The sequence below is a fragment of the Nostoc sp. genome (genome assembly GCF_036919575.1).
Lineage (GTDB): Bacteria > Cyanobacteriota > Cyanobacteriia > Cyanobacteriales > Nostocaceae > Nostoc.
Genome location: NZ_JBALBY010000098.1, coordinates 37,880 through 61,583 on the forward strand (window position 1 = coordinate 37,880; position 23,704 = coordinate 61,583).

Genomic DNA, 23,704 nt, shown 5'->3' on the forward strand with positions numbered 1-23,704 from the left:
GATTGTGAGCGGGGAATGAGGATTGCATCTGGAATTGATTTTTTACTTGGTAAAAAAAATTCCAGATGTATGACGAATCCTACTTGTTTTTCTGCTAGGATATTTAGTGTCTTGACCATCAATGCCACAAGCGAAAACCATTAGCTTTTAGGTATATGTCGCAAGAGAAAGATTTGGGTCTTGGGAACCAGGACTCCTGACAAGAGGAGGGAATATAAGACCAATAGAACTACGAAGTCCTGGAGGCTGTTCCCGATGAATTGGGAGAGCTACGTCCGTCTTACGGCGGGGTAGTTCACTTCATAACTCATTCATGATTAATAATTCTTAACTCCCCACTCCCCACTCCCCACTCCCTACAGACGCGATTAATCGCGTCTCTACCCACTCCCCATTCCTAACTCGCAACTCCTAACTTCTCTAAATAGCGCTCCTGTTCTTGCTGTTGTTTTTCATGTTCTACAACAAACACATTTGAGTAGAGATTAGCCAGAATTTGTTTTCCCTGCTGTGTCAGTGATAGATAATGCAGTCCCTCTTGAATATAGGGAAAGACACCATTCCAGTAAAACTTAGCGTAGTTATTACGTAAATCGGCAGGGGTTTTATAGCCCAAAACTTTATTTACACCAGTTTCTTCAAACTCGTAAAATAAAGAAGTAATTTTCTTCAAGTAACGCGGGTCACTTAGTTGCCCAATCAAATCAGCAGCACGTACTATTCCGGCAAAGCACTTTGTATCTTGCTGGTCTTCTGCCGCAGGCACGGGAAATCGAGTCAATTCAATATTGCTCTTAATTGCCTCAGCATCTATTAACTTGTGACCTCCAAAACGCTCATCAATAAACAGCTTGGCTCGATCAACATGATACGGTGTGAGACTGGCATCAGAAGCGCCAGAAGCTACAGAAATCATTCTGCCATTTTTACCTGTGGCATATAAGTCTATTGCTTCTCGGTCTTGTCGGCAAACTCCCTTAACGTAGCCAATATCATGACACACTAAGGAAATAATACAATGCAACCAGTCTTCACTGGAAACACCGCCTTCTCTAATGTGTTTGCCACGTAAGATTTCTTGCCCCACTAGGGTGACGAGGACAGTGTGTTCAACATTGTGATAAAGGGCGTCGCTATTAGCAATGTTTTCCAAAGCCATATTACCAGCCCAAGCGATAATGTCCTGATAATCATTTTTGAAGCAGCCATAGGTGCGACGATAGCCTTCTCGAATTTCATCTACAAAGGCATCAATTAAAATTTCAGTGGCATTGAACATATCTGGTTACTCTGGTAAATACCAATTATTTATTGATTTGATTGATTTCAAAATTCCATAATCAAGGCTACCCTTGCTGGAATCTAGGGTAATGGAGTTTGATCCTTTGTAACTCATATATAGCTGTGGATGCTAGCTTGACCTATGCTTGGATTGCATGATCTTGCATGGCTTACTGGCAACACAAAGGCTTTAGAGAAATTCTGGGTTACGTAGAAAAAATAATTTGCCCGATTTTAATGACTTCTCTGGCAACGATCGCTGCTATTCTGCCCTTAGCATTAGGAATTGGCGCGGGTTCTGAAGTTCGCCAACCAATGGGAATTGCCATTATGGGCGGTTTCACAACTTCCACCCTGCTGACACTGGTGGTAGTACCAGTGATATTTAGCTACATTGACAACTTGCAGAATTGGATTAAGGATACATTACGCTATGGTTTTGATCAGAAAGCATCGCGCCCATAACGCCCTTTAGTAGTTAGGAGTTCTGCCCCCATTCCCTACTCCCCACTCCCTATTCCCCACTCCCCATTCATTAAGACTGTGCGATGTCTACGACGGGCTACGCCTACGCACTTACAAGTGGGAATCATAACAAACAGATTCACCAGAGTAAATATCCAATGTCTTACCAAAATATCACCGGCTCCCTTTCCCCAGCAGATATCCAAGAAATTAAAGCAGCGTTTGCGACTATTGAAGCAAAGTTACCTTTTCTCATTACCCTGAGTGCAGAAGAACGACGCAACTTATTTAAGATGGGCGATAAAAGACTAGCTTTTGTCAACACTAGTCTGATTGCTGCCCAGTCTAACCGGGACGTGAATGAACCTCAAAGCTTCGTTAAAAAACTTCCAATTAAAAAAAGTATCTAACCAATGAACGCACTCACGTTATTAGATCCCCCACTTCTCTAAGAAGTCGGGGATCTTGTTGTTCACGAATGATTTAGGATTGCTTTAGAACTCTGAACAAGCCTGATACTATACCGTTAGCCGCGCGTAATCTGCCACCTTGCACCCAATTATGCTCACAAATCCCCGCCACACCAACAAGCGATCGCATTCATCGCTATGATCGGATAAACTTTCAACGCTAGCTAGAATGTTGAATAACTGGGAGTTGATCTGAGAAATGCCTAACACGCTATACGATCAAGATTTGCAATTATGGATTGAGCAAACTATTCAACAGTTACAAAATCATGAATTTGAGGCGTTGGATATTGAGCATTTGATTGAGGAGCTAGTTGATTTGGGTAAAGCTGAGAAAAATGCCCTCAAAAGCAATCTGACAATTTTGTTGGCGCATTTACTCAAATTACGGATTCAGCATGATGTACCCGATAGCATGAAAAGCAGCTGGTATAGCTCAATACTTGAACACCGTCAGCGAGTTCTGAATAATTTGGCAGATACTCCTTCTCTAAAAAATTTTCTGGTAGAGGCGGTGGAAAAAGCCTACCCAGATGCTCGAAAGTTAGGGATTAAGGAAGGTAAACTGGCTAAGTTTGGGGTTAGGATGCCCCAGGAAAGTGAGTATCCCACCGTTTGTCCTTTTTCGATTGGGCAGATTCTAGATGAAGATTTTTACGGGTTGTAGAGGATTGCGTCACCGAACAGCCCGTCGTAGACATCGCACTCATTCATATTGGTTTACATCTAGATCGATAGACAGGTGAACCGAAAAGTTCTACAATCTGACTGATTGTGGTAAATTTACCTATTGCCCAATCCACATAAGCATAGTAAAGATTTTCTAGTGATTGCGTTTGATTGCGGAACCACTAAATTAATATAGGAAAGTCTTTGAGTTAAGGGACAGCAAACTAATGGATGTAAAGCTGATTCTAGCTGGATTAACAGTTATATTTACGCTTTCGTGCTTATTTTTTGGCACGAAAAATGGATTCTATGATTCAGATAACTATCACGGCAATGGCTCTGCACATTGAAATAAATCTGTAGACACTTGGGTGACTTGCCTTATAGTGAGTTGGCTAAGATAGCTCAGAACTTGCAAAGGGAAAATAAACAAGAGCCAAACTCCTTTAGCTGCTAATTTGATGGCTTCTTGTTAGCCCACCTTTCCGAACCAGTGCGGGTTCGGTGGAGGCGTCCTCCCCAATCAAAAATCCGTATTCTCAGGGTGTAGGGGCGCATGATAAAACTTACCCCTAAGTCACAAAACCAAAATTTGTATGAGAAGGAGTCAGAAGACAGAATTCAGAATTCAGAATACCCCAGCAGTCAAGTCAGGGGTTTCGGTAAGGAAAGAATTTAATATCGCGCGCGTTAAAAATCGCTTGCTCTAAACCTCGATTCTCCATCCAGTCGCACAGAATCCATTCTGGATTCTGGCTCCTGAATTCTGAATTCTTCTTCGGTAACTTTTGGCTTTTGGGATATGTCCATGATGATGAGGTTTGAGGGGAGGAAGCATGAGGGATAATCTGTCGGCATCTTCTCGCCCAGATGCTGCGGAAGCGGGTAGTGAATTAGAATGTTTGCCCTATAGTGTCCAGCATGACAATGAGGGCGTGTGTTTATTGGTGAAGATGGGGCCACACCGCATCCTGTTAGATTGTGGTTTGGAGGATATTTCATCGCTGGCTAAGGGGCTTACTAAGTCGGTACGTGGAACTAGTTCGCCCCTACCAGCAGATTTCGTTTTGATTAGTCACGCCCACCCAGATCACGCCAGAGGCTTACTGGCACTGCATAAAGCTTTTCCCAAGTTACCTATTTATGGCAGTGAAGTAACCAGCAAGTTACTGCCATTGAATTGGCTAGACCAAGAAAGAGAGAAAATTTCCCAGTTTTGTCATGCCTTGCCGTTGCGATCGCCTGTGGAATTCCAAGAGGGTCTAGTAGCAGAATTATTTCCCGCAGGGCATCTACCAGGGGCAGTAGCGATTCTACTTACCTACACCACCCAGCAGCGTACTTACAAGCTGCTGTATACAGGCGACTTTTTCCTGTCAAACTCCCGCTTGGTAGAAGGCTTGCGTTTAGAGGAATTGCGGGGCATAGACTTGGATGTGCTAATTATTGAAGGTAGTTATGGCACATCCCGTCATCCTCACCGCCGCAACCAAGAAAATCAACTAGCAGAGCGGATTAATCGAGCGATCGCCGATCATTGTTCTGTAATCCTTCCCACCCCGGCTTTAGGATTAGGTCAAGAACTATTAATGCTCTTACGCTCTCATCACCACTTCACCGGACGAGATTTAGATATTTGGGTAGATGGTGCTGTCGCCACTGGCTGTGATGCCTACCTAGAACTGCTACCCCATCTCCCCCCATCAGTGCAGAACTTCGCCCGCCATCAACCCTTGTTTTGGGATGAACGGGTGCGTCCCCGCGTGCGTCGTTTACAACCAGAACATCGCCCCACTGTGGGCAAGTCACCTTGTATTGTCCTCACCGACTCGACATCTGATTTAGGTGAACATTGCCAACTAGACACCGGCCCTTGGCTGATCCTTCTACCAGAAAAAATTGATATAAAAGTTAATAAAGAATATTTAGCGCCTACCAATGTCGAAACCTATCTTTTGGCTCAACATAGTGATGGCCCTGGTACTACGCAACTAATTCATAATTTGCGACCCCAGCACGTCATTTTTTTCCACGGTTCTCCCACCTACTTGGCAGACCTGACTAGCTTAGAGGAGTTACAAAACCGTTACCATATACATTCCCCGGCGGCTAACACCTTAGTAGAACTGCCCATCGGCGACACCTTTTTACAACCAGCAGCACCAGAAACTAACTACGAAGGCGAACTGACAGAGTTAGGAACAGTAATCACAATCACCCTACCCAATGTGATTACTGCCGATCCGCGTTGGCGGCAATTTGCCGATACTGGTTTAATCGAAGCTCGTTGGCAAGGGGAAGAATTAGTATTAAGGGGATTGTCTCAACGAGAACTGCTCAACCAAAATAGCGATCGCTATACATGGACAGATGTAGACTGTTGTGGTACTTGCCGACATCAAAGGGGGCAGAGGTGTTGGAATCCAGCTTCCCCGTTGTATAACTTTAAGGTAACTCTAGAAGGTTACTGTCCGGCTTTTGAAGCTTTGAATGATAGCCAATAGTCATCAGCCGTTTGTCCTTTGCCACTAATGACTAATGACCAATGACCAATGACTAATGACTAATGACCAATTATTCTGGATTCGAGTCAGTGTACCGGTTGTGGATGCGTTCAGCTTCGGGACAATCTTCAGTCATCAGAGGTTCCACATTACCGCGTGGTACTGAAGCCAATTTTTGCGTTACAGCACCAATGCTCTCGAGGCGAACCATTTCTTCCCAAGAACAAACTTCGTCTTCTTCTTCTGTTTCATAGCGTAGGGTCACTAAATCTCCCTCTATGTCGATGATGCGGGCGCGTTCAATCCAGCGTTGCTGGTCCCGCAAGAAAACACATACCTCGCGCCCATCGCAACACAGTTGATAAATCTTGCGGTGTAGCATGTACTGTTTCTGCCTTTTTAAACAACGTAGTTAAACCTGTCAAAATCTGGGTTCTATCCCATTACATTACACCTTTCGGAGGTTAATTTCACTGTTCCCAACAACTATGCTTCATGAACCAATCCCAAGATTTGCTTGTAGTTGTCAAATATCAGGAAATGTTGGGTCATCAATCAATGGTTGGTCTAGCAATGAACTCAATCTCCCTCCGGCTCGTTCTAGGGAATGTCTGCTTGATAAAAGTCAAACCATTCGGTACCTGTCCTAACCAGGTTCATATTTCTTGGTGAGTCTTTATTACCATTATGTAATAATGAATACTCCAAAACAATCGTTGATTGCGGTTGTTTAACTTGCCTACTTTTAATCATTGGCATTACTGGGAAGTCCGGGGACTTGATTTTACTTTTACCCACTTGTATCTGATCTTAACTCATTCTCTTGCTGACCTTGATGGTTTTCAACAACAAGACCCAATGAGTTTTGAGTTTTTAAGGTTTTTGGCTGGTCATGACTAAGAAAAAAGCAACGGAGTATAGGGAAGAGGCAGAAAGAAAGGCAAAGGAGATAGAGGCAGAGGGGAAAGACGATGAGAAAATTCCCCTCTGTCCTCCATCTTCTGTGGAAGTATCAGCAAGATTTATGTGGTAGGGGAAATTCCATAAGCACATTCGAGGAGGAAGCTTCTCGTTTAATTTGACCTGCGCGAACTGCATTGTATAGGGTTGCTAGGGCTGACAAATCTTGTTCCTTCCAGCATTTAGTGGCCAGCACTTGCTGGAGTAAACCCTCAGATTCAACACTAAGACATCCTGTTTGGAAGGCAGATTCAACGAGGGTGCGAATCATCTTGATTAGGGCAGAGTAAACAATTTGTTACGTCAAGTGTGGAACATTTTCTTCTGCTACTAGTTGATATGGAACAGAAGTATTGTGTGATTATAGTTACACGTAATTAGTGATTTGCATCACACTAGCATGATAATAATCTGTCACAAGATTAGCTCTAGGTGCGTCTATAGCAGTCTGCTTTGATTTTTGTTCGCGCAGCGTGGCGTAGCCATAATTATTTGCGTAGACAGGGAATAGGGAGTGGGGAGTGGGGAGTGGGGAAGAAGCCTTTTCGGGGTGTACTGATTTTTTTCAAAAATCAAATACGAGTCCTATATATGGGAGGATGTCACGCAATTATCCAAAAAATCTAGTGAAACATCAGCAATCAAGCAAAAAACTGGCGAAAATCTTCATCCTTTTGACTTAATTGCACCCAGTCTAAGTTTAAGGACTGGAATTTTTGCACCAAGCGATCGCAAGCTGGACGTTCGGTAGCATAATGTCCAGCATCGATTAAAATAAGATTGCAATCGCGGCTTTCTTGAAACTGATGAAATTTACAATCAGAAGTCAGATAAGCTTGAGCGCCAGTTTTGGCGACGCCTGAAATGTAACTAGCCCCTGAACCACCCAAAACGGCAACTCGTGAAATTGTTTGCTGTAAATCAGCAGTTGGAGAAAAAATCAAGTTAGGGGGAGCAAGTCGGGTTTGAATGGCTGTGAGTAACTCCTGTAATGTCAGAAATGGCTCTAGCAAACCAACACGCCCATATCCTAATCCGGCTTGTGTCGGTACTATGGGAGTAACTTCTTTGAGTTCTAAAATCTGAGCCAAAACGTCAGCAGTACCATCCTGCACTTGGTCAAAATTCGTGTGAGCAGTATAAATACCAATATTGTGGGTAAAGGCTAACCGTACCATTTCGGCGATCGCTTCACCAGTGCGTAAAGATTTGAGAGGATTAAAAATTAATGGATGATGGGCAAATATCAGATTAGCATTCAGAGCGATCGCTTCCTGCATTACTGCCAAAGTCGGCGTCAAACACACCAAAACCCGTGCTTTTTCCTGCAAAACTCTTGGTTCAATCTGCCAGCCACAATTATCCCAGCTTTCACACCAAGCCGGATTTGCCCATGCTTCAAACCAATTAATTAAATCAGCAATTTTCATACTAAAATTTCCTGACTCCTGACTCCTGACTCCTAACTTCTGACTTCTGAATTCTGAATTCTGACTTCTGAATTCTGAATTCTTCTTCAATAATCAGTGTCTCTGTGCTTGAATATTTAATTTTAATGCTAATTGCTGGCGCATTTCTTGGAAAGGTTTGTTCCATACTGGGTTGGTATTCCAGTTCCATGTTGCTACTGGAATAAGTTGTTCTTCAGCAAGACAAGTTAGCAGACGGTATTCATCTTCTGGTTCACGAGAAAAGGTGAAGGGGTTGCGGTAGCCTGTCTCACACAGTTTATAAGATATAACCTGACCGTGATTAATACGTTGTAAAAGTTCTTTACCTTTAGCGAGCAAATAATCAAAAAAAACTAGACTAAAAGGTTCTATGTGTGCGCGATTTTGTGGCTCTTTTTGTACCCATCTTGCCCAGTCAAATCCATACATAAAATCGTGAACGTAACGAAAGCGCATTTCGGTTTTATTTCCGAACATCTCTATCAGAGAAACCATCTTTTCACCAAAAACTGTTAAGAAAGGAACAGCGCCCTCATCTGCTACTAAAGCCTGCCTAAGCATACTACTTACCAGAAAATCAAAATCCCAGAAGATATTTTCTGGAAAATTTTGTAACTGAGTATACACTATGCATTCGAGAGTTTCCTGAAGGGTTGTGAGGAGTTTAATATCGGTGTTTTGTTCAACAATCAAATTTCCCAATTCTGCAAAACTGGTAATTAATGTCTTTTGGGGATTAAGTGACAATAGGTTAATAGACTGCTGGGCAAATATTTCATCAATAAATTGGAAAGTATGAGTTGGTCTCAGTTTTTGCTTCATAGTAATTGAAATAGCCCAGGCAGCTTACACTAAATATTAGCTTATATCGAAGCCAGTAGATTATGAGAGAATCACAAATAAACTTAACTTTTAAATTTACAAATTGATACGAATTCTTTAGCGTGTATCTGGTTAATTTTGGATCAATAATTTTGACGAGAAAGCTATCACCGCGAAATTTACGAAATTCTACCCAAAGGGTACGCAGTATAACTAGAGTATTTAAACTCTACAAAACTACACGTTAAATCAATAAAACTTGATAATCCGCTATCCAGAAATGTGTACAACTAATTCTCTTGAATGACTGCGCTGGCGGTGTTCCCAAATATAAATTCCCTGCCAAGTTCCCAGCACCAAATGACCACGATTAATGGGGATATGTTCAGAAGTGTGGGTGAGTGCGGTACGAATGTGTGCCGGCATATCATCTGGTCCTTCTGCATCGTGGATGTATTTGCCTGATTCTGGGACGAGTTTCGCCATAAAATTAGCTAGATCCACAAGAACATCAGGATCAGCATTTTCTTGGATGACTAAACTGGCTGAAGTGTGGCGTAAAAATAGAGTACAAACACCAGTTTCAACTCCCGACTCTGTAACTATGGCTTCAATTTTTGCAGTGATATTGTAAAAAGATTTGGCAGTGGTGGAAATTTTTAGTAACTTTTGGTAGTGACTCATTTAAAACAGTAATTATTGATGAAAGTAAAAGCTAATTAGCAGTTGAATCGGCTTGATTTGGTTTTTGTTCTGCCGTTGGTTGATCGCTAGACTGAGTATGTCTTCTCCTAAATAGGCTTAACACCGCATTTACAGAATTTTTTAGGATATCAGGGATGATCGGTGTGTTAGGCAGATTGTGAGACAAAGCTGTAATGTTAGCCCGATCTGGCTCTGGCAGTTGTAACCTATTTTTCGAGGATGTTGTATCGTCTTGGTTGGTATTCATAGTTTTTGTAGTTCAGGAATGAAATAAACTGTTACTTGATGTAACAAGGCAATCACAGTAATTCCAGCCGTAACACCAGTAGCATATTTCAAGGCTAGGGAAATATCATCTACTTGCTTCTGGTTCTTATTATAAGTCTCTCTCAAGTCAGCTAACATCTGTAAATGGTATTCTTGAGCCGAAAACGTTAAATAATCCTCTGGAAATTCTAGCTTTTCTTTCTTTTCTTTGTTTTCTTCGTTTTCTTCTAGATTGGGGCTGATAAAAAACTTACGTGGTAAGCTGTTGCGTATTTAATTTGTATATTGGACGCGCTCATGTTGCCCGCACTACAATATTTTTGGGTTTTCGTGTTATACAATTTAGCTGCACATCAACTTAACAAAGCCCAGATGAGTAACAGAAAGTTGATGAAAAATAACAATATTTCTAACGCACTAAAGATACTAAATATAGGAATCAGTCTGGATATTGTTAGAAAACTTAATAATGCAGTGTTTGTGACAAATAGGATATTCATCTGAGTGATTAAAATTTGCCGTTATTCCTTTTGTCTTTCAATAACTCGACGCACATCTTGAGCGGCTAATTCCAACGTTTCTTTGTCTATTGTTGGATTTTCCATTATTAATTTATGTTGTTTGGAATAACTTTAATTTGACTGGAAATAGTTAATAACGGCATGAGCGATCGCTTCATTACCATCCTTAGCAATTGGTTCAGATTTCTTTGGTGGTTGGGGTAACTCACACAGAAAATCCCAAGTCCCTTGAAAAAACTCAGATGAGGTGATAATTTGATGCTGGTTATAATTAGTTATACCTTCTAGTATAAAAGTTGCTTCGGCAAAGTCATCACGCGGTATGGTAACGATAGGTACTTGTAGTAGTGTGGCTTCAGAAAAAGTGCTGTAACCGGGTTTGGAAACGACTCGCCCACAAATAGGCATAAAATCTACAGGGCGATATTTGCGATCGCTAATTTTCACTAAATTAGGTAAATCAGGGACAGATTGATCAAAGACGATAAATTGCCAATCTGGAAATCGCCGGAGGTTTTCATAGGGGATTTGCTGCAAACCCAAGCCGCCAAAGGTCAACAAAATAGTTTTTTCTACTGGTGCAGTTATTCCCCAAAGAGAGCGTAAATTATCAGCAGAGTGGCGGGGAGAACCGCCTGTTAAGCCGACATCTGTGATCTTGTTAAAAGCTGGCATTGGTTCGTGGAAGGGGAGACGAAACAGGCGATCGCACTTTGAATACCAATCACTAATCCAATCAGCAATTGTGGTAAATTCGCCTCCCCAATCTCGGTAGATCAAGTCCCAGCCAAAATTACTCATCATCCAGCAGGGAATGTTTCCAGCTTTGGCAAACCCAGGAGCGAGGAAGGGAATATCTGCCAAGATGAGATTAACGCGATTTTGGCGGATAAAATTGACTTCTGAGGCAATCAGCGAATTTTGATGCTTCTTAATATCCAGCAACTTTTCTAAAGTCGCTACTTTATCCATTGTCAAACTATCCGTTTGCACCACACCCAAATCAAATGCACGCGGACGATAGATAAAATCGCCTTCTATATAGCACTCTAACAACCAGCGTGGGGCAGTAGTCGCTAGAATTAGCAGAACTTCTGGACATAACTTTTGAATTGTCGCAGCGACAGAAGCTGTGCGAGCAGCATGACCAAAGCCGTGGTTAGTTATGGCTAAATATAAGATTGGGCGTTCCATTTTTAAGTTAGGAGTTATAAATGATTAAATGTAGAATGTAATTGAGTTTCTAGCCAGTCTTTGATGGTGTATTCATTCTTGAATAGCAAAATATTTTCATCTATTTCAGGAGGCTGAAAATTTTGTATTAATTCTGCAAAAATCTCCTTTTTGATTCCTTGACGTTTTTTAGTTTGTTCATTGATTTCCATTCTTATGTAAATTTCCTCTAGCGGAACATCGAGGTAAATTACTTTGGTTTCATAATTATGTCGTTTGGCGACCTCTCTAAATCTGTCACGCAACCAACGAAAACAGTTTGTATCATCAAGAATGATATCTTGTTGTAGCTGCATTAAATTGTCCAAAATACCAATTGCGATCTGGTGAGTATTTTCCCACTCTTCAACGGGAATACCATCTCCACCAAAACCAAGCCCTCGCTCTTTATTGATATCATCCAAACTTATAGATGCACAGTTTAGATAATTGACTATTGCTTTAGCTAAGGTGCTTTTACCGGAAAACGCCAAGCCACAAAGTAAATAAAGGGTTTTCATTTAGTTCAGCAAAGTTAAGTAAAGTCTAACTTACTAGCCTTGGCGAATAGAATAGAGCCTCCGGCACGCTGACGCGAACGCAGCTACACAGACAAAACCCACCGACTTGGGTTTAAAAAGCTTGATTTCCTCCTAGTCCACGCAGGTGGACTTCGTTTGTGTAGTAGCGAATTCTATTCGCCCAATACTTTTCAAACAGCCTGTGAGCTTATCCTACATTTTGCAAAAGCTTTGAATCGCCTCAACCAATTGGTCGATTTCCGATTCTAAAGTCAAGTAATGAACAGTGGCGCGTATACAGCTAGGATCGGCAATTGTCCGAGTTAATATTCTTTGTGACTCTAAAAATTGCACCAACTTCAAATCAGCTTGGGGCTGATTATTTATTAGTTGAAAAGAAACTATACCGCTTTCAGGTGGGGAAGTTCGCAAACATTTAAGATCAGGTAACGCCGTCAATTGTCGCCAGAGGTACTCACTATTTTGACAAATTTGCTCGTAACGTTCCTGTGACGTTCCCCATTGCTGATGAATTGCGATCGCCTCCCGTAACCCAAAATATAACGGAGAAGCTAATGTAGACACTTCGTATCGTCGCCCATCTGGAAGCCAATCCACAGACTGCTGAGATTCACTATCAAAAACAATACCACGCAAGCCAATAAACGTAGGTTTCAAGCTTTCTCGTGCTTCTGGTCGAACATACAAACCACCAGCACCCGCAGGCCCACATAACCATTTGTGACCAGTGAAAGCATAAAAATCTACTCCCAATTCAGTCAAGTTTAAAGGCAACAAACCAGCAGATTGAGCAGCATCTATCAATAGTAAAGAATGATTATTTCTGCATACTTCGGCAATTTTATCAAGAGGTAAAACTTGACCAGTATTCCAGAAAACATGACTCAATATTACAAGACGGGTATTTGGGCGCAAGTGCTGGGCAATAACTTTTACAGGATCGCCCTCATTTAAAGTCGCTTTTAGGGGACAGGTGGTAACTTCCACAGCGAATCTCCGCGCGATTTCCTGGGCTATGGCAATCACGCCTGGGTGTTCGCAGTCTGAGAGCAGCAGATGGTCGCCAGCTTGCCACTCAATGCCCCATATAGCGATATTACAGCCAACTGTGACATTATCTGTGAGGGTAATTGTTTCAGATGGTGCATGTAATTCCGAAGCGATCGCTTCTCTTGCGGCTTGAGTTTGGGGCGCTATCCAGCGATATGTCTCAGTGCTAAAGGGGCCAATATGCTGAATATGAGCTTGAGTTTGGGCCATAGCATCCATTGCCCTTTGGGGCATCGGCCCTTGTCCCCCATAATTGAAATAAGTCTTATTCGCTAAAGCGGGAAATTGCTCTCGATGGCTATGTAACCTGGTTTGTGCAACAGAAGTACTGGTCATATCAATTTTGGATTTTGGATTAGTCATTGGGCATCGGACATAAAAAAGTAAAGTTCTAAGTCTCGTTAATGAGTATCAAAGACTCATTAAATAAGTCGGAAGTCGGAAGTCGGAAGTACAGTTTTGTAACGGGGATTTAGCGCTGCATTGCGGTCTTGGGGTCTCCCCCGCCGCAGGATGCGCGTTCGCAAAGCGTCTCGTAGAGAAGCGCTGTAGAGGAGCAACTTTGTAAGACAGACCCCGCCACAAAACTTGCCGGTTATAGAATCGGGGGACTTAAACCCACCGAATTTGTTAATGGAGTTCAAAGACTCATTGACGAAGTTCCGAGGTTCATTCACGAAGTTCCGAGGTTCATTCACGAAGCTGCGAGGTTCATTCACGAAGTTCCGAGGTTCATTCACGAAGTTCCGAGGTTCATTCACGAAGCTGCGAGGTTCATTCACGAAGCTGCGAGGTTCATTCACGAAGCTGCGAGGTTCATTCACGAAGTTCCGAGGTTCATTCACGAAGTTCCGAGGTTCATTCACGAAGCTCCGAGGTTCATTCACGAAGCTCCGAAGGTATAAAGCCTATTTTACTTCTGAATTCTGACTCCTGAATTCTGACTCCTGAATTCTGAATTCTGCTGTAATTGTCTGAGTTATTCCCAGAGTGTCCTAATTCTTGTTAACTTAAAAGGATGCTAATTAATGCTGAATCCCTACTGCAATACCAACGCTGTAAACGCCGGCCTTTTCTAGATATCCACGGTGACAAAAGTCAGCGCGATGCTCCCAATGAGTTGCTAGGGAAACTGCAACAGGACAAAATCGCCCATCAGATGAGTGCTTTGGCACAGGTGACTTATCATCAACCAGATTATTCTTATGGAAACTGGGAAAGGGGAGAGAAGGCAACTTTAGAATTGATGCAGCGTGGCGTTGAGTACATATATAAAGGAGTACTGTCAGCAACTTATTCTGAAGCATACACCTTACTGAGTCGTCCAGATTTACTCGTGAAACGGCCAGGAAAATCCTGTTTTGGAGATTGGATGTACGTTGCGGCTAGTATTGAACTGGGTAAGCGCCCTAAGCAAGAATATCAAGTTGTTGCCGCATTTCACACCCAAGTATTGGCAACAGTACAGGAGTTTGCACCAGAAACAGCTTGGCTGATATTGCGTACCAAAGATCGAAATTATCCTGTGGATTTGCTCAAATGGACACCACGGATGCAGCAGATTCTAGAGCAGTTTATTCAAGTTTTAGAGTTACCGAATCCGCCAGAGGTATTTATTGCTCGGCAAAAGTGCAATCTCTGCCATTGGTATAGTGAATGTTATGCGATCGCACAATCTGAAAAACATCTCTCATTATTACCAGGTGTAACACCCATTCGCTACACTCAACTGCAAGCCTTAGCCATCACCACACTGGAATCTCTCGCTGACACCAGTCCCAGCGCCTTAGAAAACCTGCTTGGTTTTGACAGTGAAGTAGCCCCCAAGCTGGTAGTGCAAGCTCAATCTGCACTGGAAAAACGACCGCTTATTTTACCCTACCCGCTACCAATAAAAGATATTACATTCACAGCCCCCATAGAGCTTTATTTTGATATTGAGGCACAACCAGACTTAGAATTAGATTATCTCTTAGGGGTTTTGGTGGTTGATAGACTTGCCAATACAGAACAGTTTTATTCCTTTTTAGCAGACAAACCAGAAGACGAAGAATTAGTTTGGCAGCAATTTTTAGATTTGGTTTGGCAATATCCCGAAGCGCCAATTTATCATTTTTGTGTCTACGAGTTTGATACAGTCAAGCGGTTGGCAAAACTTTACGGCACTCCCTACTCATCAGTGCGTCCTGTACTGAGTCGATTTGTGGATGTGTATGAACAATTAACCCAAAGTGTAGCATTGCCCGTAGAAAGTTATGCCCTGAAAGCGATCGCTCGTTGGTTAGGATTTGAGTGGCGGGAAAAAGAAGCCAGTGGTGCCAAGTGTATTTATTGGTATGATCAGTGGCTAGAAACAGGCGATCGCACCTTACTAGAAATTATTCAAAGCTACAACGAAGATGATTGCCGCGCTACCCTCAGAGTGAAAGATTGGCTTGTCAATTTTTTTCAAGATGAATATGGTTTGCGACTAGCTTAAAGAAAATTGGCGGGAATCCCATCCCAACATTCTTGGGTGGGAGGAATAGTCGCCCGCCGATTTAGTCATTAGTCATTTGTCATTGGTCATTGGTACTAATGACAAATGACTTCGATTTCCCCCCGGCTTGAAGCTGGAGGATTTCGAGTCTTCTACTAGCGGCAGATTGCAATAACGTCAAAAATATTTATACTAAGTTAAGAATTGCATCGTCAGCTAAAAAGCTGTGTCATCGATGTAATGAGTTAAAGTGGTGAGAATTTTTCGGGATAAAAAAGTAATTTTTGATACAAAATTCTGCAAGAAGATAGCTAATTGACTCTCGCCGCTTTTCATTAGTCATAGTGTCTCAAAATTACTTGGTAATGCACGGCTGTTGAACCCCAAAAGCTCCCCAAATAGGAGAAAAATAAATGATTTTGGACAGAAATAAGCCGCAGAAGCAGGCGAAAATCTCACCTTTCGCAGCCGCTAACCAGGTAATTAATACCCAGTTAGATTCAGTTATGAAGACTGATATGGCTGTGGCAGATGTAAAGAGTAGTTTTGATTTTACATCCATATTATTGATTCCCTGTTTGCTGGCGATAGGACTGCTGACAGCCAATTGTGGATCACTACCCAAGGAATCGGCTGATGCAGAATCTCAGAGTCCTGGTAGTGGGCAACGTGGTAGTAGTGCAACGGCTGTAGATGTGGCGATCGCTCGAACTGACTTGCTGCAAAAACAACCAGAATATATAGGTAATACAATACCCTTTCGGATTGTATCAGTGCGATCGCAGGTGGAAGCGCGGTTGTTGGCTTTGAACCTTGATGTCGGCGATCCAGTTAAGGTTGGGCAAAACGTTGGGGAGTTAGATGATGCCATACTTTCGACCCAATTAAAGCAAGCAGAAGCAGAACTAGCAGCCCTGAAATCAGAAGTAGCGAGGGCAACCAATCAGGTAAGCAATGCCCGTGCAGACGTGGAACGGGCGCGGCTAGAAGTGGTGCAAGCTCAGGCAGACTCAGAACGGCAACAGAGACTATTCAAAGCTGGAGCGATCGCTGAACAAACCGCCCAGCAATCACGCACCCAGGCGCAAACAGCTGCCCAGGCATTGCGGGCAGGCCAAGAACAAGTCCGTACAGAACAGCAAGCCGTCGCCGCCGCCCAAGGTAGAGTACTTGCTCAACAAGCATTGGTTGCTCAAACCAAAGAGCGCAGCTCTTACGCTCGGCTGATATCCCCCATAACTGGCGTAGTCACAGAAAAGGTGACAGAACCCGGCAATCTTCTGCAAGCAGGTAGCGAAGTCTTAAAAATTGGCGACTTTAACCGTGTGAAAGTCGTCGTCCAAGTTTCCGAATTAGAACTGTCACAAATTCAGGTTGGGCAGTCTGTACAAGTGCGCTTAGATGCCTTTCCCAACGAAAGATTAATTGGCAGAGTGACGCGCATTTCCCCAGCCGCCGATGCCACATCTCGCTTGATACCTGTAGAGGTAGTGATTCCCAACAATCAAGCCAAGATTGGTAGTGGACTGCTGGCGCGAGTCAATTTTGAAACCCAGACAACACAGCGCGTAGTAGTGCCGCAAACAGCTATTCAGAAACAAGCAGGCAGTAATAACTCCAAAGGTACAGGGGAGACGCAAACAAATGTCCGGCAGAATTCCCCATCTAACACATCTGGTATGACAGAGGCAAAGTCACAAGACCGAAGTGGAGCAATATTTGTCGTCAAAGACACAGAAAGCAAAACGAAGGTAACAGCACGAGCCGTAATGTTAGGAAAAAAGGCTGATGGTAGAGTCGAAATTTTATCTGGTTTGCAAGCGGGAGAGCGCTATGTTGTTCGTAGTGGTAAGGCGTTAAAAGAAGGTGACACTGTAAGTCTTTCAATTCTTTCAGAAAAGCATTGAAGAAGAATGCAGAATCCAGAATTCAGAATTCAGCAATCTTTCAGTCGGGGATTGGGACCTGCCACTACGAAAGTTGACCACCAAATCATAGATTTGGTGGGGGTGCAAAAACTCCGGTTATTCATCCGCTTTTTCGGTCAGAATACCCAACTGAATTCTGACTCCTGACTCCTGAATTCTGTTCGATAAAAAAAGCACTCAGTAGTCACCACTTATCACTTAGGATCATGCAACAGGCAAATAATAATAATGGCAATAGCGGATTTAGCCTCAGCGCGATCGCTATCCGCCAACACATTGGCACACTCATGCTCACCGTGGCAGTAATTGTCATTGGGGTATTTTTTCTCACAACGATCCAAGTCGATCTCCTACCGTCAATTACCTATCCACGAGTTAGTGTCCGGCTAGAAGCCCCTGGTATTTCACCGGAAGTAGCAGTAGATGAAATCACCAGACCCTTAGAAGAAACTTTAGCGGCAACCGAGAATGTAGTCCAAATTTTTTCTCGCACCCGTGAGGGACAGGTGAACCTGGATTTATACTTCCAACCAGGGGGCGATATTGACCAAGCCCTAAACGATGCGACTGCTGCTTTTAACCGAGGCCGAGGACAACTGCCAGATACGATAGAGGAGCCGCGCTTATTTAAAGTCGATCCCTCCCAATTGCCAGTTTATGAATTGGCGCTGACATCTGCCTCGTTGCCAGGGAAAGATTTACGCATATTTGCTGATGAAGAGTTAACCCGTGAACTCAGTGTTGTGCCAGGAGTCGCTTCAGTTGATGTATCTGGTGGTGCTGAAGAAGAAGTACGAGTGCTTGTTGACTTAAACCGATTGCAAGCTCTTGGTGTGGGGTTAAATGATGTCTTAGATGAATTAACAGCCCGTAACCAAGACACTTCTGGCGGTCGGATTCTGGGGCAAAATTCCGAGCCATTGACTCGGACTGTAGGACGCTTCCAAAATGCCAAGGAAATTGAAAACCTCTCCTTAGAAGTCTCATCCCCCTCATCTCCCTCATCCCCCTCATCCCCCTCATCCTCCTCATCCCCCTCATCCCTTCCCCGCCGCGTTTATTTGCGAGACTTTGCGGAGGTAATCGATGATACAGAAGACCAGCGAGTATTTGTCTACCTGAATCGTCAGCCTGCTGTGAAATTTTCAATCCAAAAGCAGCCGGAGGCCAACACAATCACCGTTGTAGATGCTGTGAAGCGGCGAATTGAACAATTACGACAATCGGGCTTAATTCCAGCAGACATGACTTTGAGTCCCACTACAGATGAATCTGTTTTCATCCGTAATTCTTTAAATGATGTCATCTTTTCGGGGATTTCTGGGGCATTGTTAGCAGCAGCAGCAGTGTTGTTATTTTTAGGATCGTTCAGGCAAACATTTATTATCAGTTTGACGATTCCGTTGTGTACTTTGGCTGCGATCGCTCTAATGAAAATATTTGGCTTGACTTTGAATGTATTCAGTTTAGCAGGTCTGACATTAGGAGTTGGTCAAGCAATTGACACATCGGTAGTGATTCTAGAAAACATTTCCGAAAAAGCGGGGATGACTCCCAATCAGAGAGAGATGCAAGAAGGGGATTCGGGGAGAAATTCCAAATTCTTTATTGACAGTGCGATCGCAGCTTCCCAAGAAGTAGAATCTGCTTTAGTTGCTGCTACAGCTGCCAACTTAGTTTCTGTAGTGCCATTTCTCTTAATTGGCGGCTTTATTGCACTGCTATTTAATGAACTGATTCTGACAATTAGCTTTGCAGTCGCAGCATCTCTTGTCGTCGCCATCACAATAGTGCCGATGCTGTCTTCTCGACTTTTGGGAATTCGCTGGTCTAGTCGGATTAGTGAATTTTGGCTGCTGAGACAATTTAATCACCGATTTGAAGATGCTACGCGGGGATACGGTAGCTTCTTAACCAAAATTTTACGCTATCGGCTTCTCGTAGTTACTGCTGCTTTGCTAATTTTAGGCGGCAGTAGCTTCTTTATGTTTGGTCAAATTCCCCAAGAAATTTTACCCCGCATCAGTACTGGTCAAGCTAACTTGAGAGCGCAGTTTCCTCCCGGTACACCTTTAGCAACTTCTGAAAAAGTTATGCAAATTGTCGATGACATTTTGCTCAAACAACCAGAAACCCAGTCTGCTTTCACAACTGTGGGTGGTTCTTTATTTGGCAGCAATACCACAGAAAATCCTTTACGTGCCAGTAGCACTATCAATCTAAAACCAGGCACAGATGTCGAAGCTTTCGTCAAAAAAGTAACTCAGGAATTTAACAAACTCAACTTAGCAGGAATTCTGTTGCGCCTCAATCCTGGACAGGTGCGGGGTTTAATTTTGAGTAATTCCCCAGTCCAAGGGTCAGACGTTGACGTGATTTTGCAAGGTGAGAATGAAGAAAACTTAACGCAAGCAGGCGCACAAGTGCTGCAAGCATTGCAGGAAAGGGCAAAATTAGCGACATTCCGACCAGATGCCGACCCCCGACAACCGGAAATCCAAATTCGCCCCGACTGGGAAAGGGTTTCGGCTTTAGGGTTGAGCGCCGGGCAAATTGGTGCAACAGTTCAGACAGCAATTGAAGGTTCAGTTCCGACGCAAATTCAACGCGGGAATCGTTTAGTTGATGTGCGGGTGCAGCTAAATAAAGAAGCGATTCAGCGTCCTTCGCAGCTAGAGCAATTACCACTATTTACAGAAAATAATCAACTAATCCGCCTTTCAGATGTTGCGAACATTCAAGAAGGTCAAGCGCCTGGTGAGGTGCAACGGATTAATCAGCGCCAAGCTTTTATTGTCGCCGGAAATCTCAGCGAAGGAGCTAGTCTTGGTGAAGCGATCGCCGAAGTCAACAAGGTACTCCAGGATGTAGACTTACCTGATGGGGTTTCAATTGTGCCTAGTTCTGCCCAAGAAACTAATCAGCAACTTCAGGATGCTTTAAAAACTTTGGGGGCATTGGCAGTCTTCTTAATCTTTGTAGTCATGGCGGTGCAATACAATTCGCTGATTGACCCATTAGTAATTATCTTCACCGTACCACTAGCGTTAGCTGGGGGAATTTTTGGACTTTACATTACCCAAACTGCAATTGGCGCAACCGTCATTGTTGGTGTCGTGCTGCTGGTGGGAATTGTGGTGAACGCAGGGATTCTAATGGTGGAACTTGCAAACCAAATTCGGGAAGAAGAAGATTGTACTCGCCAAATTGCGATCGTGAAAGCTGCTCCTCAACGCTTGCGCCCAATTATCATGACTACAGTCACGACTATTTTGGGACTGTTTCCTTTGGCATTGGGTATTGGCGAAGGTTCTGAGTTTTTGCAGCCTTTAGGGATTGTAGTTTTCTTTGGGATGGCGATCGCAACAATGCTGACACTATTTATCATCCCCTGTTTTTATATTCTGCTGCACGATTTGCTAGGTGGAAATTGGGCGAAGCCAGTGTTAAGCCGATTGCGTGGATTTACGAAAAAATTTATTTGAATCCCCGATCAGGATTAACGCAAAACAGTGTACACAGTTTATCGAATTACCCAAAACAAAAACCTCAAAGAGTCCTGACGGACATACCTCTCCTTACTAAGGAGAGGGACAGGTTTTGCGTAGCATAACCAGGGTGAGGTTTCTTTGGGCTATTCGATAAACGAGGACAAAGATTGACCGATCAGAGTAGCTAGTTATTATACCGCTATTCCTGAATCAACTAATGTTTTGGGTGTAGTAATCTTTGGCGCTTTAGGTGTAGCTTTAAAATTAAAGCGATCGCTACACTCTTAACACTCTTACTGGGGACTAGCAAAACATAACTGGCAATCACCAATGCCCAATGCCCAATGCCCAATGCCCAATACCCAATGCCCTCAATCTGTAATTAATTCACGATACACTAGCAGTGTTTCCTGATGGACGCGGGCAACACTCAGCCACTCTAGGTTTTGATTTGCCCGCCATTTCCACTCATGTAGCATATCGGCATTACTCAGTAATTGTACTAAAACCCCAGCCAAAGCATTACTATCTTTTGCTGGCACCAAAAGACCTGCTTGCCCATTGTCCAAAGCTTCAGGAATCCCATCTACCTGAGTGCCAATAATCGCAGTTCCAGCTTCCCTCGCTTCCGAAAGCACCAGAGGGCAAGGGTCACGATGGGAAGCCAAGACAAATATGTCACAAGATATAAGATAGCGTTGAGGTTGCGATTGGAAGCCTTCAAAATGAATGCGTTCTTTTACAGAAGTTGCTTGTGCCAGTGCCTCAAATAGCTGTTTATCAGGGCCATTTCCTACCAAATAAAGATGCGCTTGGGGAAAATCTGAGGCAATTTTTTCAAAGGCAGCGATTAATTCAGTGATTCCCTTACGTTGATACATTCCGGCTACGGTAGCGATCGCTGGACGATGTAATGGTAAAGGTTGATAATCCTGTATTTGTCGGGTGCGGGGACTGCCCAAAGTTCCGTTGCATACTACCCGCAACTTATTTTCTGGGATACCCCGCCTTGCCATAGAATCTCGCACAGCCTTACTGACAGCAATTACCCTGTCAGCTAAACCCATCAGCAGGCTAGCACGTTGAAATTCGTTGTGTACTGTAGAAACTAAAGCATACTTGTGTCCTTTAAAAATGCGTGCTAGGATGATTCCCGTCATCATGTGTGCATGAACAATATCTGGCTGAAATTCAGCTGCGATCGCTCGATAACGAATAGCTGCTTTGATCATACTTATCGGTTTCCTGCTTTGGTCTAATTGGTAGTGTTTGACACCACAAATATCTAGTAAAGTCTCGTATTCACCACCGCCAGAAATAACCGCTACCTGATGACCAGATTTCGCCTGGAAACAAGCAAGATCAACAGCCACATTCACAATCCCGTTACCTATTTCTTGAACGTGGTTCAAAATATGTATGATTCGCATAATCTTTGAGATATGTATAAAAAATTAAGATAAGTAACTGAGTGTAAATCAACATAATTATTGAGGTCTTTAGCGACAACTCAAAAGTAGTCAGTAGTGCGTAAAATGGACACTAACTACTGACTGCTAGCACTTATAATCAGCCACTTAGCTTAAAGACTTATTCAGTAACGGCTTAATAAATCGGGATAAAAGGAGTTAAGAGTCAGGAAAAGTCCACAGGGTTTTCATACTCGTAGGTTCTTATATCATTTCTTTGTGAGGCTGCGCCAAACCCTTTTAACTTCTTTCTTTCTTTCTTTGTGTCCTTTGCGTCCTTTGCGGTTCGTTTTTCTTTCTTGTACTTAAATATAGTTTGGCGCATCTTCATACAGAATTGGTATTAGTACAGAACACCACAAAAAGGGTATGGAATTTAATCATTCGTAGGTTGGGTAGAACGAAGCGGAACCCAACATCAAGTCTCAATATTTCCGAACCCCTTTTACAGTGACGTGTACTTAGGACTCAATCAATACAATTTTGCGAACCTGAGAATTGTTTCCCTGAGAGCGGCGTGAGAAAACAGCAGTTAGCAAAAACTTCCAAGACTGAGGAGAAAGTATAGATGGCTCTATCATTGTAAGAAAACTCTTGATATTTCTTTGCTTCAGTGCTACTAAAATCCAATGGAGTTTCAGGTAATTTTTTATATCCTGAAAGACGGGAATATTTGAGCGATGTTGGTCATTTACCAAGGCGTAAATTTTCTCCTTCATCAAAATATTTGTAGCCAACCGCCAAGACAAAGAAAACTTTTGATTATACCCACCAGGCCAGATAGTCCGGTAAGCAAGACACTGGTTGAAGAAAATAGCATCGCCAAACTGGGCAATCCGAATCCAGGAATCGATGTCATCACAGTTACCATCGAGTCTGGAGTCCCAGCCACCAGTTTGTAGGAAAACATCACGCCGACAAGCTACTTGTACGGGCGTGCCAAAGGGTACAAGCTCTAAGAGCATACCGTAGTGAATATCGGCTTGGGGGATATAAAAAGCTAATCCGGGGCCAACTTGGGGGGTACGACTGAGTTCAACTCCATTACCGTCCACTTGAGCTGCGACACAAGAACAGATTACAGCATCAGGACGAAGTGCGATCGCCTTAGCCATTTCTTCTATGCAGTTGGGCGCTAAATAGTCGTCATCATCTAAAAACTTAATCCACTCGCCGCTAGCTTTGGCAACACCAGCATTTACCGTTGCTGCATGACCAAGGTTCACTTCGTTACGATGGTAAACAACGTTGTCTCCTAAGCTTTTGAGATATGCTTGGGTGTCATCAGATGAACAGTCGTCGGCAATAACCACCTCACACTCGATTGTTTGGTTACGAGCCGAGTCAATTGCTCTTTGCAGCAATTTAAAGCGATTATAGGTAGTGATGACGACGCTAAATTTCATGAATTTCACTGC

Annotated in this window: 21 protein-coding genes and 2 pseudogenes; 8 read left to right on the forward strand and 15 right to left on the reverse strand. The window is 43.2% G+C overall.

Annotated elements, in window-relative coordinates:
• Positions 1-397 precede the first annotated feature (397 nt).
• A complete protein-coding gene (locus tag V7K27_RS24890) occupies positions 398-1,279 on the reverse strand; it encodes an Npun_R2479 family HD domain-containing metalloprotein (protein WP_334950860.1) in 882 nt (293 codons plus the stop codon).
• Positions 1,280-1,509: 230 nt separating this feature from the next.
• On the opposite strand from V7K27_RS24890, the pseudogene V7K27_RS24895 reads away from it, so the two are divergent.
• Both V7K27_RS24895 and V7K27_RS24900 read left to right on the forward strand, forming a co-directional pair.
• Positions 1,510-1,746: pseudogene (locus V7K27_RS24895) on the forward strand (efflux RND transporter permease subunit); the annotation flags it as partial.
• Positions 1,747-1,904: 158 nt separating this feature from the next.
• Positions 1,905-2,123: pseudogene (locus V7K27_RS24900) on the forward strand (hypothetical protein); the annotation flags it as partial.
• Positions 2,124-2,264: 141 nt separating this feature from the next.
• Here the strand turns inward: V7K27_RS24900 and V7K27_RS24905 are convergent.
• Complete coding sequence (locus V7K27_RS24905; protein WP_334950862.1) at positions 2,265-2,426, reverse strand: hypothetical protein; 162 nt, start codon at positions 2,424-2,426, stop codon at positions 2,265-2,267.
• On the opposite strand from V7K27_RS24905, the gene V7K27_RS24910 reads away from it, so the two are divergent.
• Positions 2,416-2,883, forward strand: a complete 468-nt coding sequence (locus tag V7K27_RS24910) for a DUF29 domain-containing protein (protein WP_334950864.1) — start codon at positions 2,416-2,418, stop codon at positions 2,881-2,883. The two genes, V7K27_RS24905 and V7K27_RS24910, sit on opposite strands and share 11 nt — an antisense overlap.
• An 838-nt stretch (positions 2,884-3,721) precedes the next feature.
• On the forward strand, positions 3,722-5,389 hold the full coding sequence (locus V7K27_RS24915; RefSeq protein WP_334950867.1) for an MBL fold metallo-hydrolase: 1,668 nt from the start codon (positions 3,722-3,724) through the stop codon (positions 5,387-5,389).
• A 70-nt stretch (positions 5,390-5,459) separates the two neighbouring features.
• On the opposite strand, the gene V7K27_RS24920 is transcribed toward V7K27_RS24915, so the two are convergent.
• The 10 genes from V7K27_RS24920 to V7K27_RS24965 all read right to left on the reverse strand — a co-directional run bounded on the left by V7K27_RS24920 (position 5,460) and on the right by V7K27_RS24965 (position 13,255).
• Entirely contained in the window at positions 5,460-5,771 is a 312-nt protein-coding gene (locus V7K27_RS24920; RefSeq protein WP_012408115.1) for a DUF6679 family protein, read from the reverse strand.
• Positions 5,772-6,401: 630 nt separating this feature from the next.
• Entirely contained in the window at positions 6,402-6,620 is a 219-nt protein-coding gene (locus V7K27_RS24925; protein WP_334950869.1) for a hypothetical protein, read from the reverse strand.
• A 370-nt stretch (positions 6,621-6,990) separates the two neighbouring features.
• Entirely contained in the window at positions 6,991-7,779 is a 789-nt protein-coding gene (locus tag V7K27_RS24930; protein WP_334950871.1) for a Nif3-like dinuclear metal center hexameric protein, read from the reverse strand.
• A gap of 93 nt (positions 7,780-7,872) precedes the next feature.
• Complete coding sequence (locus tag V7K27_RS24935) at positions 7,873-8,622, reverse strand: hypothetical protein (RefSeq protein ID WP_334950873.1); 750 nt, start codon at positions 8,620-8,622, stop codon at positions 7,873-7,875.
• Between the two features lie 270 nt (positions 8,623-8,892).
• On the reverse strand, positions 8,893-9,306 hold the full coding sequence (locus V7K27_RS24940; protein WP_334950874.1) for a secondary thiamine-phosphate synthase enzyme YjbQ: 414 nt from the start codon (positions 9,304-9,306) through the stop codon (positions 8,893-8,895).
• A gap of 31 nt (positions 9,307-9,337) precedes the next feature.
• The gene (locus tag V7K27_RS24945; protein WP_334950876.1) at positions 9,338-9,574 is read right to left on the reverse strand and encodes a hypothetical protein; all 237 of its coding nucleotides are present in this window, start codon (positions 9,572-9,574) and stop codon (positions 9,338-9,340) included.
• Complete coding sequence (locus V7K27_RS24950; RefSeq protein WP_334950878.1) at positions 9,571-9,732, reverse strand: hypothetical protein; 162 nt, start codon at positions 9,730-9,732, stop codon at positions 9,571-9,573. The genes V7K27_RS24945 and V7K27_RS24950 overlap by 4 nt, the downstream gene beginning before the upstream one ends.
• Before the next feature lie 494 nt (positions 9,733-10,226).
• Positions 10,227-11,309, reverse strand: coding sequence for a glycosyl transferase (locus V7K27_RS24955; protein WP_334950879.1), 1,083 nt, complete (start codon positions 11,307-11,309; stop codon positions 10,227-10,229).
• Between the two features lie 14 nt (positions 11,310-11,323).
• Positions 11,324-11,848: an ATP-binding protein gene (locus V7K27_RS24960; protein WP_334950881.1), complete on the reverse strand. Its 525-nt coding sequence runs from the start codon at positions 11,846-11,848 to the stop codon at positions 11,324-11,326.
• Positions 11,849-12,061: 213 nt separating this feature from the next.
• On the reverse strand, positions 12,062-13,255 hold the full coding sequence (locus V7K27_RS24965; RefSeq protein WP_334950882.1) for an aminotransferase class V-fold PLP-dependent enzyme: 1,194 nt from the start codon (positions 13,253-13,255) through the stop codon (positions 12,062-12,064).
• 682 nt (positions 13,256-13,937) lie between these two features.
• On the opposite strand from V7K27_RS24965, the gene V7K27_RS24970 reads away from it, so the two are divergent.
• The 4 genes from V7K27_RS24970 (at position 13,938) to V7K27_RS24985 (ending at position 20,811) form a co-directional block, all read left to right on the forward strand.
• The gene (locus V7K27_RS24970) at positions 13,938-15,398 is read left to right on the forward strand and encodes a TM0106 family RecB-like putative nuclease (protein WP_334950884.1); all 1,461 of its coding nucleotides are present in this window, start codon (positions 13,938-13,940) and stop codon (positions 15,396-15,398) included.
• 413 nt (positions 15,399-15,811) lie between these two features.
• A complete protein-coding gene (locus V7K27_RS24975; protein WP_334950886.1) occupies positions 15,812-17,305 on the forward strand; it encodes an efflux RND transporter periplasmic adaptor subunit in 1,494 nt (497 codons plus the stop codon).
• Positions 17,306-17,311: 6 nt separating this feature from the next.
• Positions 17,312-17,473: a hypothetical protein gene (locus V7K27_RS24980; RefSeq protein WP_334950888.1), complete on the forward strand. Its 162-nt coding sequence runs from the start codon at positions 17,312-17,314 to the stop codon at positions 17,471-17,473.
• 59 nt (positions 17,474-17,532) lie between these two features.
• On the forward strand, positions 17,533-20,811 hold the full coding sequence (locus tag V7K27_RS24985; RefSeq protein WP_334950890.1) for an efflux RND transporter permease subunit: 3,279 nt from the start codon (positions 17,533-17,535) through the stop codon (positions 20,809-20,811).
• A gap of 220 nt (positions 20,812-21,031) precedes the next feature.
• Here V7K27_RS24985 and V7K27_RS24990 read toward each other — a convergent pair whose 3' ends face one another.
• From V7K27_RS24990 to V7K27_RS25000, 3 genes are all read right to left on the reverse strand, one after another.
• Positions 21,032-21,169, reverse strand: coding sequence for a hypothetical protein (locus V7K27_RS24990; RefSeq protein WP_334950891.1), 138 nt, complete (start codon positions 21,167-21,169; stop codon positions 21,032-21,034).
• A gap of 19 nt (positions 21,170-21,188) precedes the next feature.
• Positions 21,189-22,247, reverse strand: coding sequence for a glycosyltransferase family 4 protein (locus tag V7K27_RS24995; RefSeq protein WP_334950892.1), 1,059 nt, complete (start codon positions 22,245-22,247; stop codon positions 21,189-21,191).
• A 500-nt stretch (positions 22,248-22,747) separates the two neighbouring features.
• The gene (locus tag V7K27_RS25000; RefSeq protein WP_334950894.1) at positions 22,748-23,692 is read right to left on the reverse strand and encodes a glycosyltransferase family 2 protein; all 945 of its coding nucleotides are present in this window, start codon (positions 23,690-23,692) and stop codon (positions 22,748-22,750) included.
• Positions 23,693-23,704: the final 12 nt, after the last annotated feature.

Excerpts from the sequence above, each read along its gene's own strand:
- V7K27_RS24890 (WP_334950860.1), bottom strand. The coding sequence starts at position 1,279 with ATGTTCAATGCCACTGAAATTTTAATTGATGCCTTTGTAGATGAAATT.
- V7K27_RS24910 (WP_334950864.1), top strand. The coding sequence starts at position 2,416 with ATGCCTAACACGCTATACGATCAAGATTTGCAATTATGGATTGAGCAA.
- V7K27_RS24915 (WP_334950867.1), top strand. The coding sequence starts at position 3,722 with ATGAGGGATAATCTGTCGGCATCTTCTCGCCCAGATGCTGCGGAAGCG.
- V7K27_RS24920 (WP_012408115.1), bottom strand. The coding sequence starts at position 5,771 with ATGCTACACCGCAAGATTTATCAACTGTGTTGCGATGGGCGCGAGGTA.
- V7K27_RS24925 (WP_334950869.1), bottom strand. The coding sequence starts at position 6,620 with ATGATTCGCACCCTCGTTGAATCTGCCTTCCAAACAGGATGTCTTAGT.
- V7K27_RS24930 (WP_334950871.1), bottom strand. The coding sequence starts at position 7,779 with ATGAAAATTGCTGATTTAATTAATTGGTTTGAAGCATGGGCAAATCCG.
- V7K27_RS24935 (WP_334950873.1), bottom strand. The coding sequence starts at position 8,622 with ATGAAGCAAAAACTGAGACCAACTCATACTTTCCAATTTATTGATGAA.
- V7K27_RS24940 (WP_334950874.1), bottom strand. The coding sequence starts at position 9,306 with ATGAGTCACTACCAAAAGTTACTAAAAATTTCCACCACTGCCAAATCT.
- V7K27_RS24945 (WP_334950876.1), bottom strand. The coding sequence starts at position 9,574 with ATGAATACCAACCAAGACGATACAACATCCTCGAAAAATAGGTTACAA.
- V7K27_RS24950 (WP_334950878.1), bottom strand. The coding sequence starts at position 9,732 with ATGTTAGCTGACTTGAGAGAGACTTATAATAAGAACCAGAAGCAAGTA.
- V7K27_RS24955 (WP_334950879.1), bottom strand. The coding sequence starts at position 11,309 with ATGGAACGCCCAATCTTATATTTAGCCATAACTAACCACGGCTTTGGT.
- V7K27_RS24960 (WP_334950881.1), bottom strand. The coding sequence starts at position 11,848 with ATGAAAACCCTTTATTTACTTTGTGGCTTGGCGTTTTCCGGTAAAAGC.
- V7K27_RS24965 (WP_334950882.1), bottom strand. The coding sequence starts at position 13,255 with ATGACCAGTACTTCTGTTGCACAAACCAGGTTACATAGCCATCGAGAG.
- V7K27_RS24970 (WP_334950884.1), top strand. The coding sequence starts at position 13,938 with ATGCTAATTAATGCTGAATCCCTACTGCAATACCAACGCTGTAAACGC.
- V7K27_RS24975 (WP_334950886.1), top strand. The coding sequence starts at position 15,812 with ATGATTTTGGACAGAAATAAGCCGCAGAAGCAGGCGAAAATCTCACCT.
- V7K27_RS24980 (WP_334950888.1), top strand. The coding sequence starts at position 17,312 with ATGCAGAATCCAGAATTCAGAATTCAGCAATCTTTCAGTCGGGGATTG.
- V7K27_RS24985 (WP_334950890.1), top strand. The coding sequence starts at position 17,533 with ATGCAACAGGCAAATAATAATAATGGCAATAGCGGATTTAGCCTCAGC.
- V7K27_RS24995 (WP_334950892.1), bottom strand. The coding sequence starts at position 22,247 with ATGCGAATCATACATATTTTGAACCACGTTCAAGAAATAGGTAACGGG.
- V7K27_RS25000 (WP_334950894.1), bottom strand. The coding sequence starts at position 23,692 with ATGAAATTTAGCGTCGTCATCACTACCTATAATCGCTTTAAATTGCTG.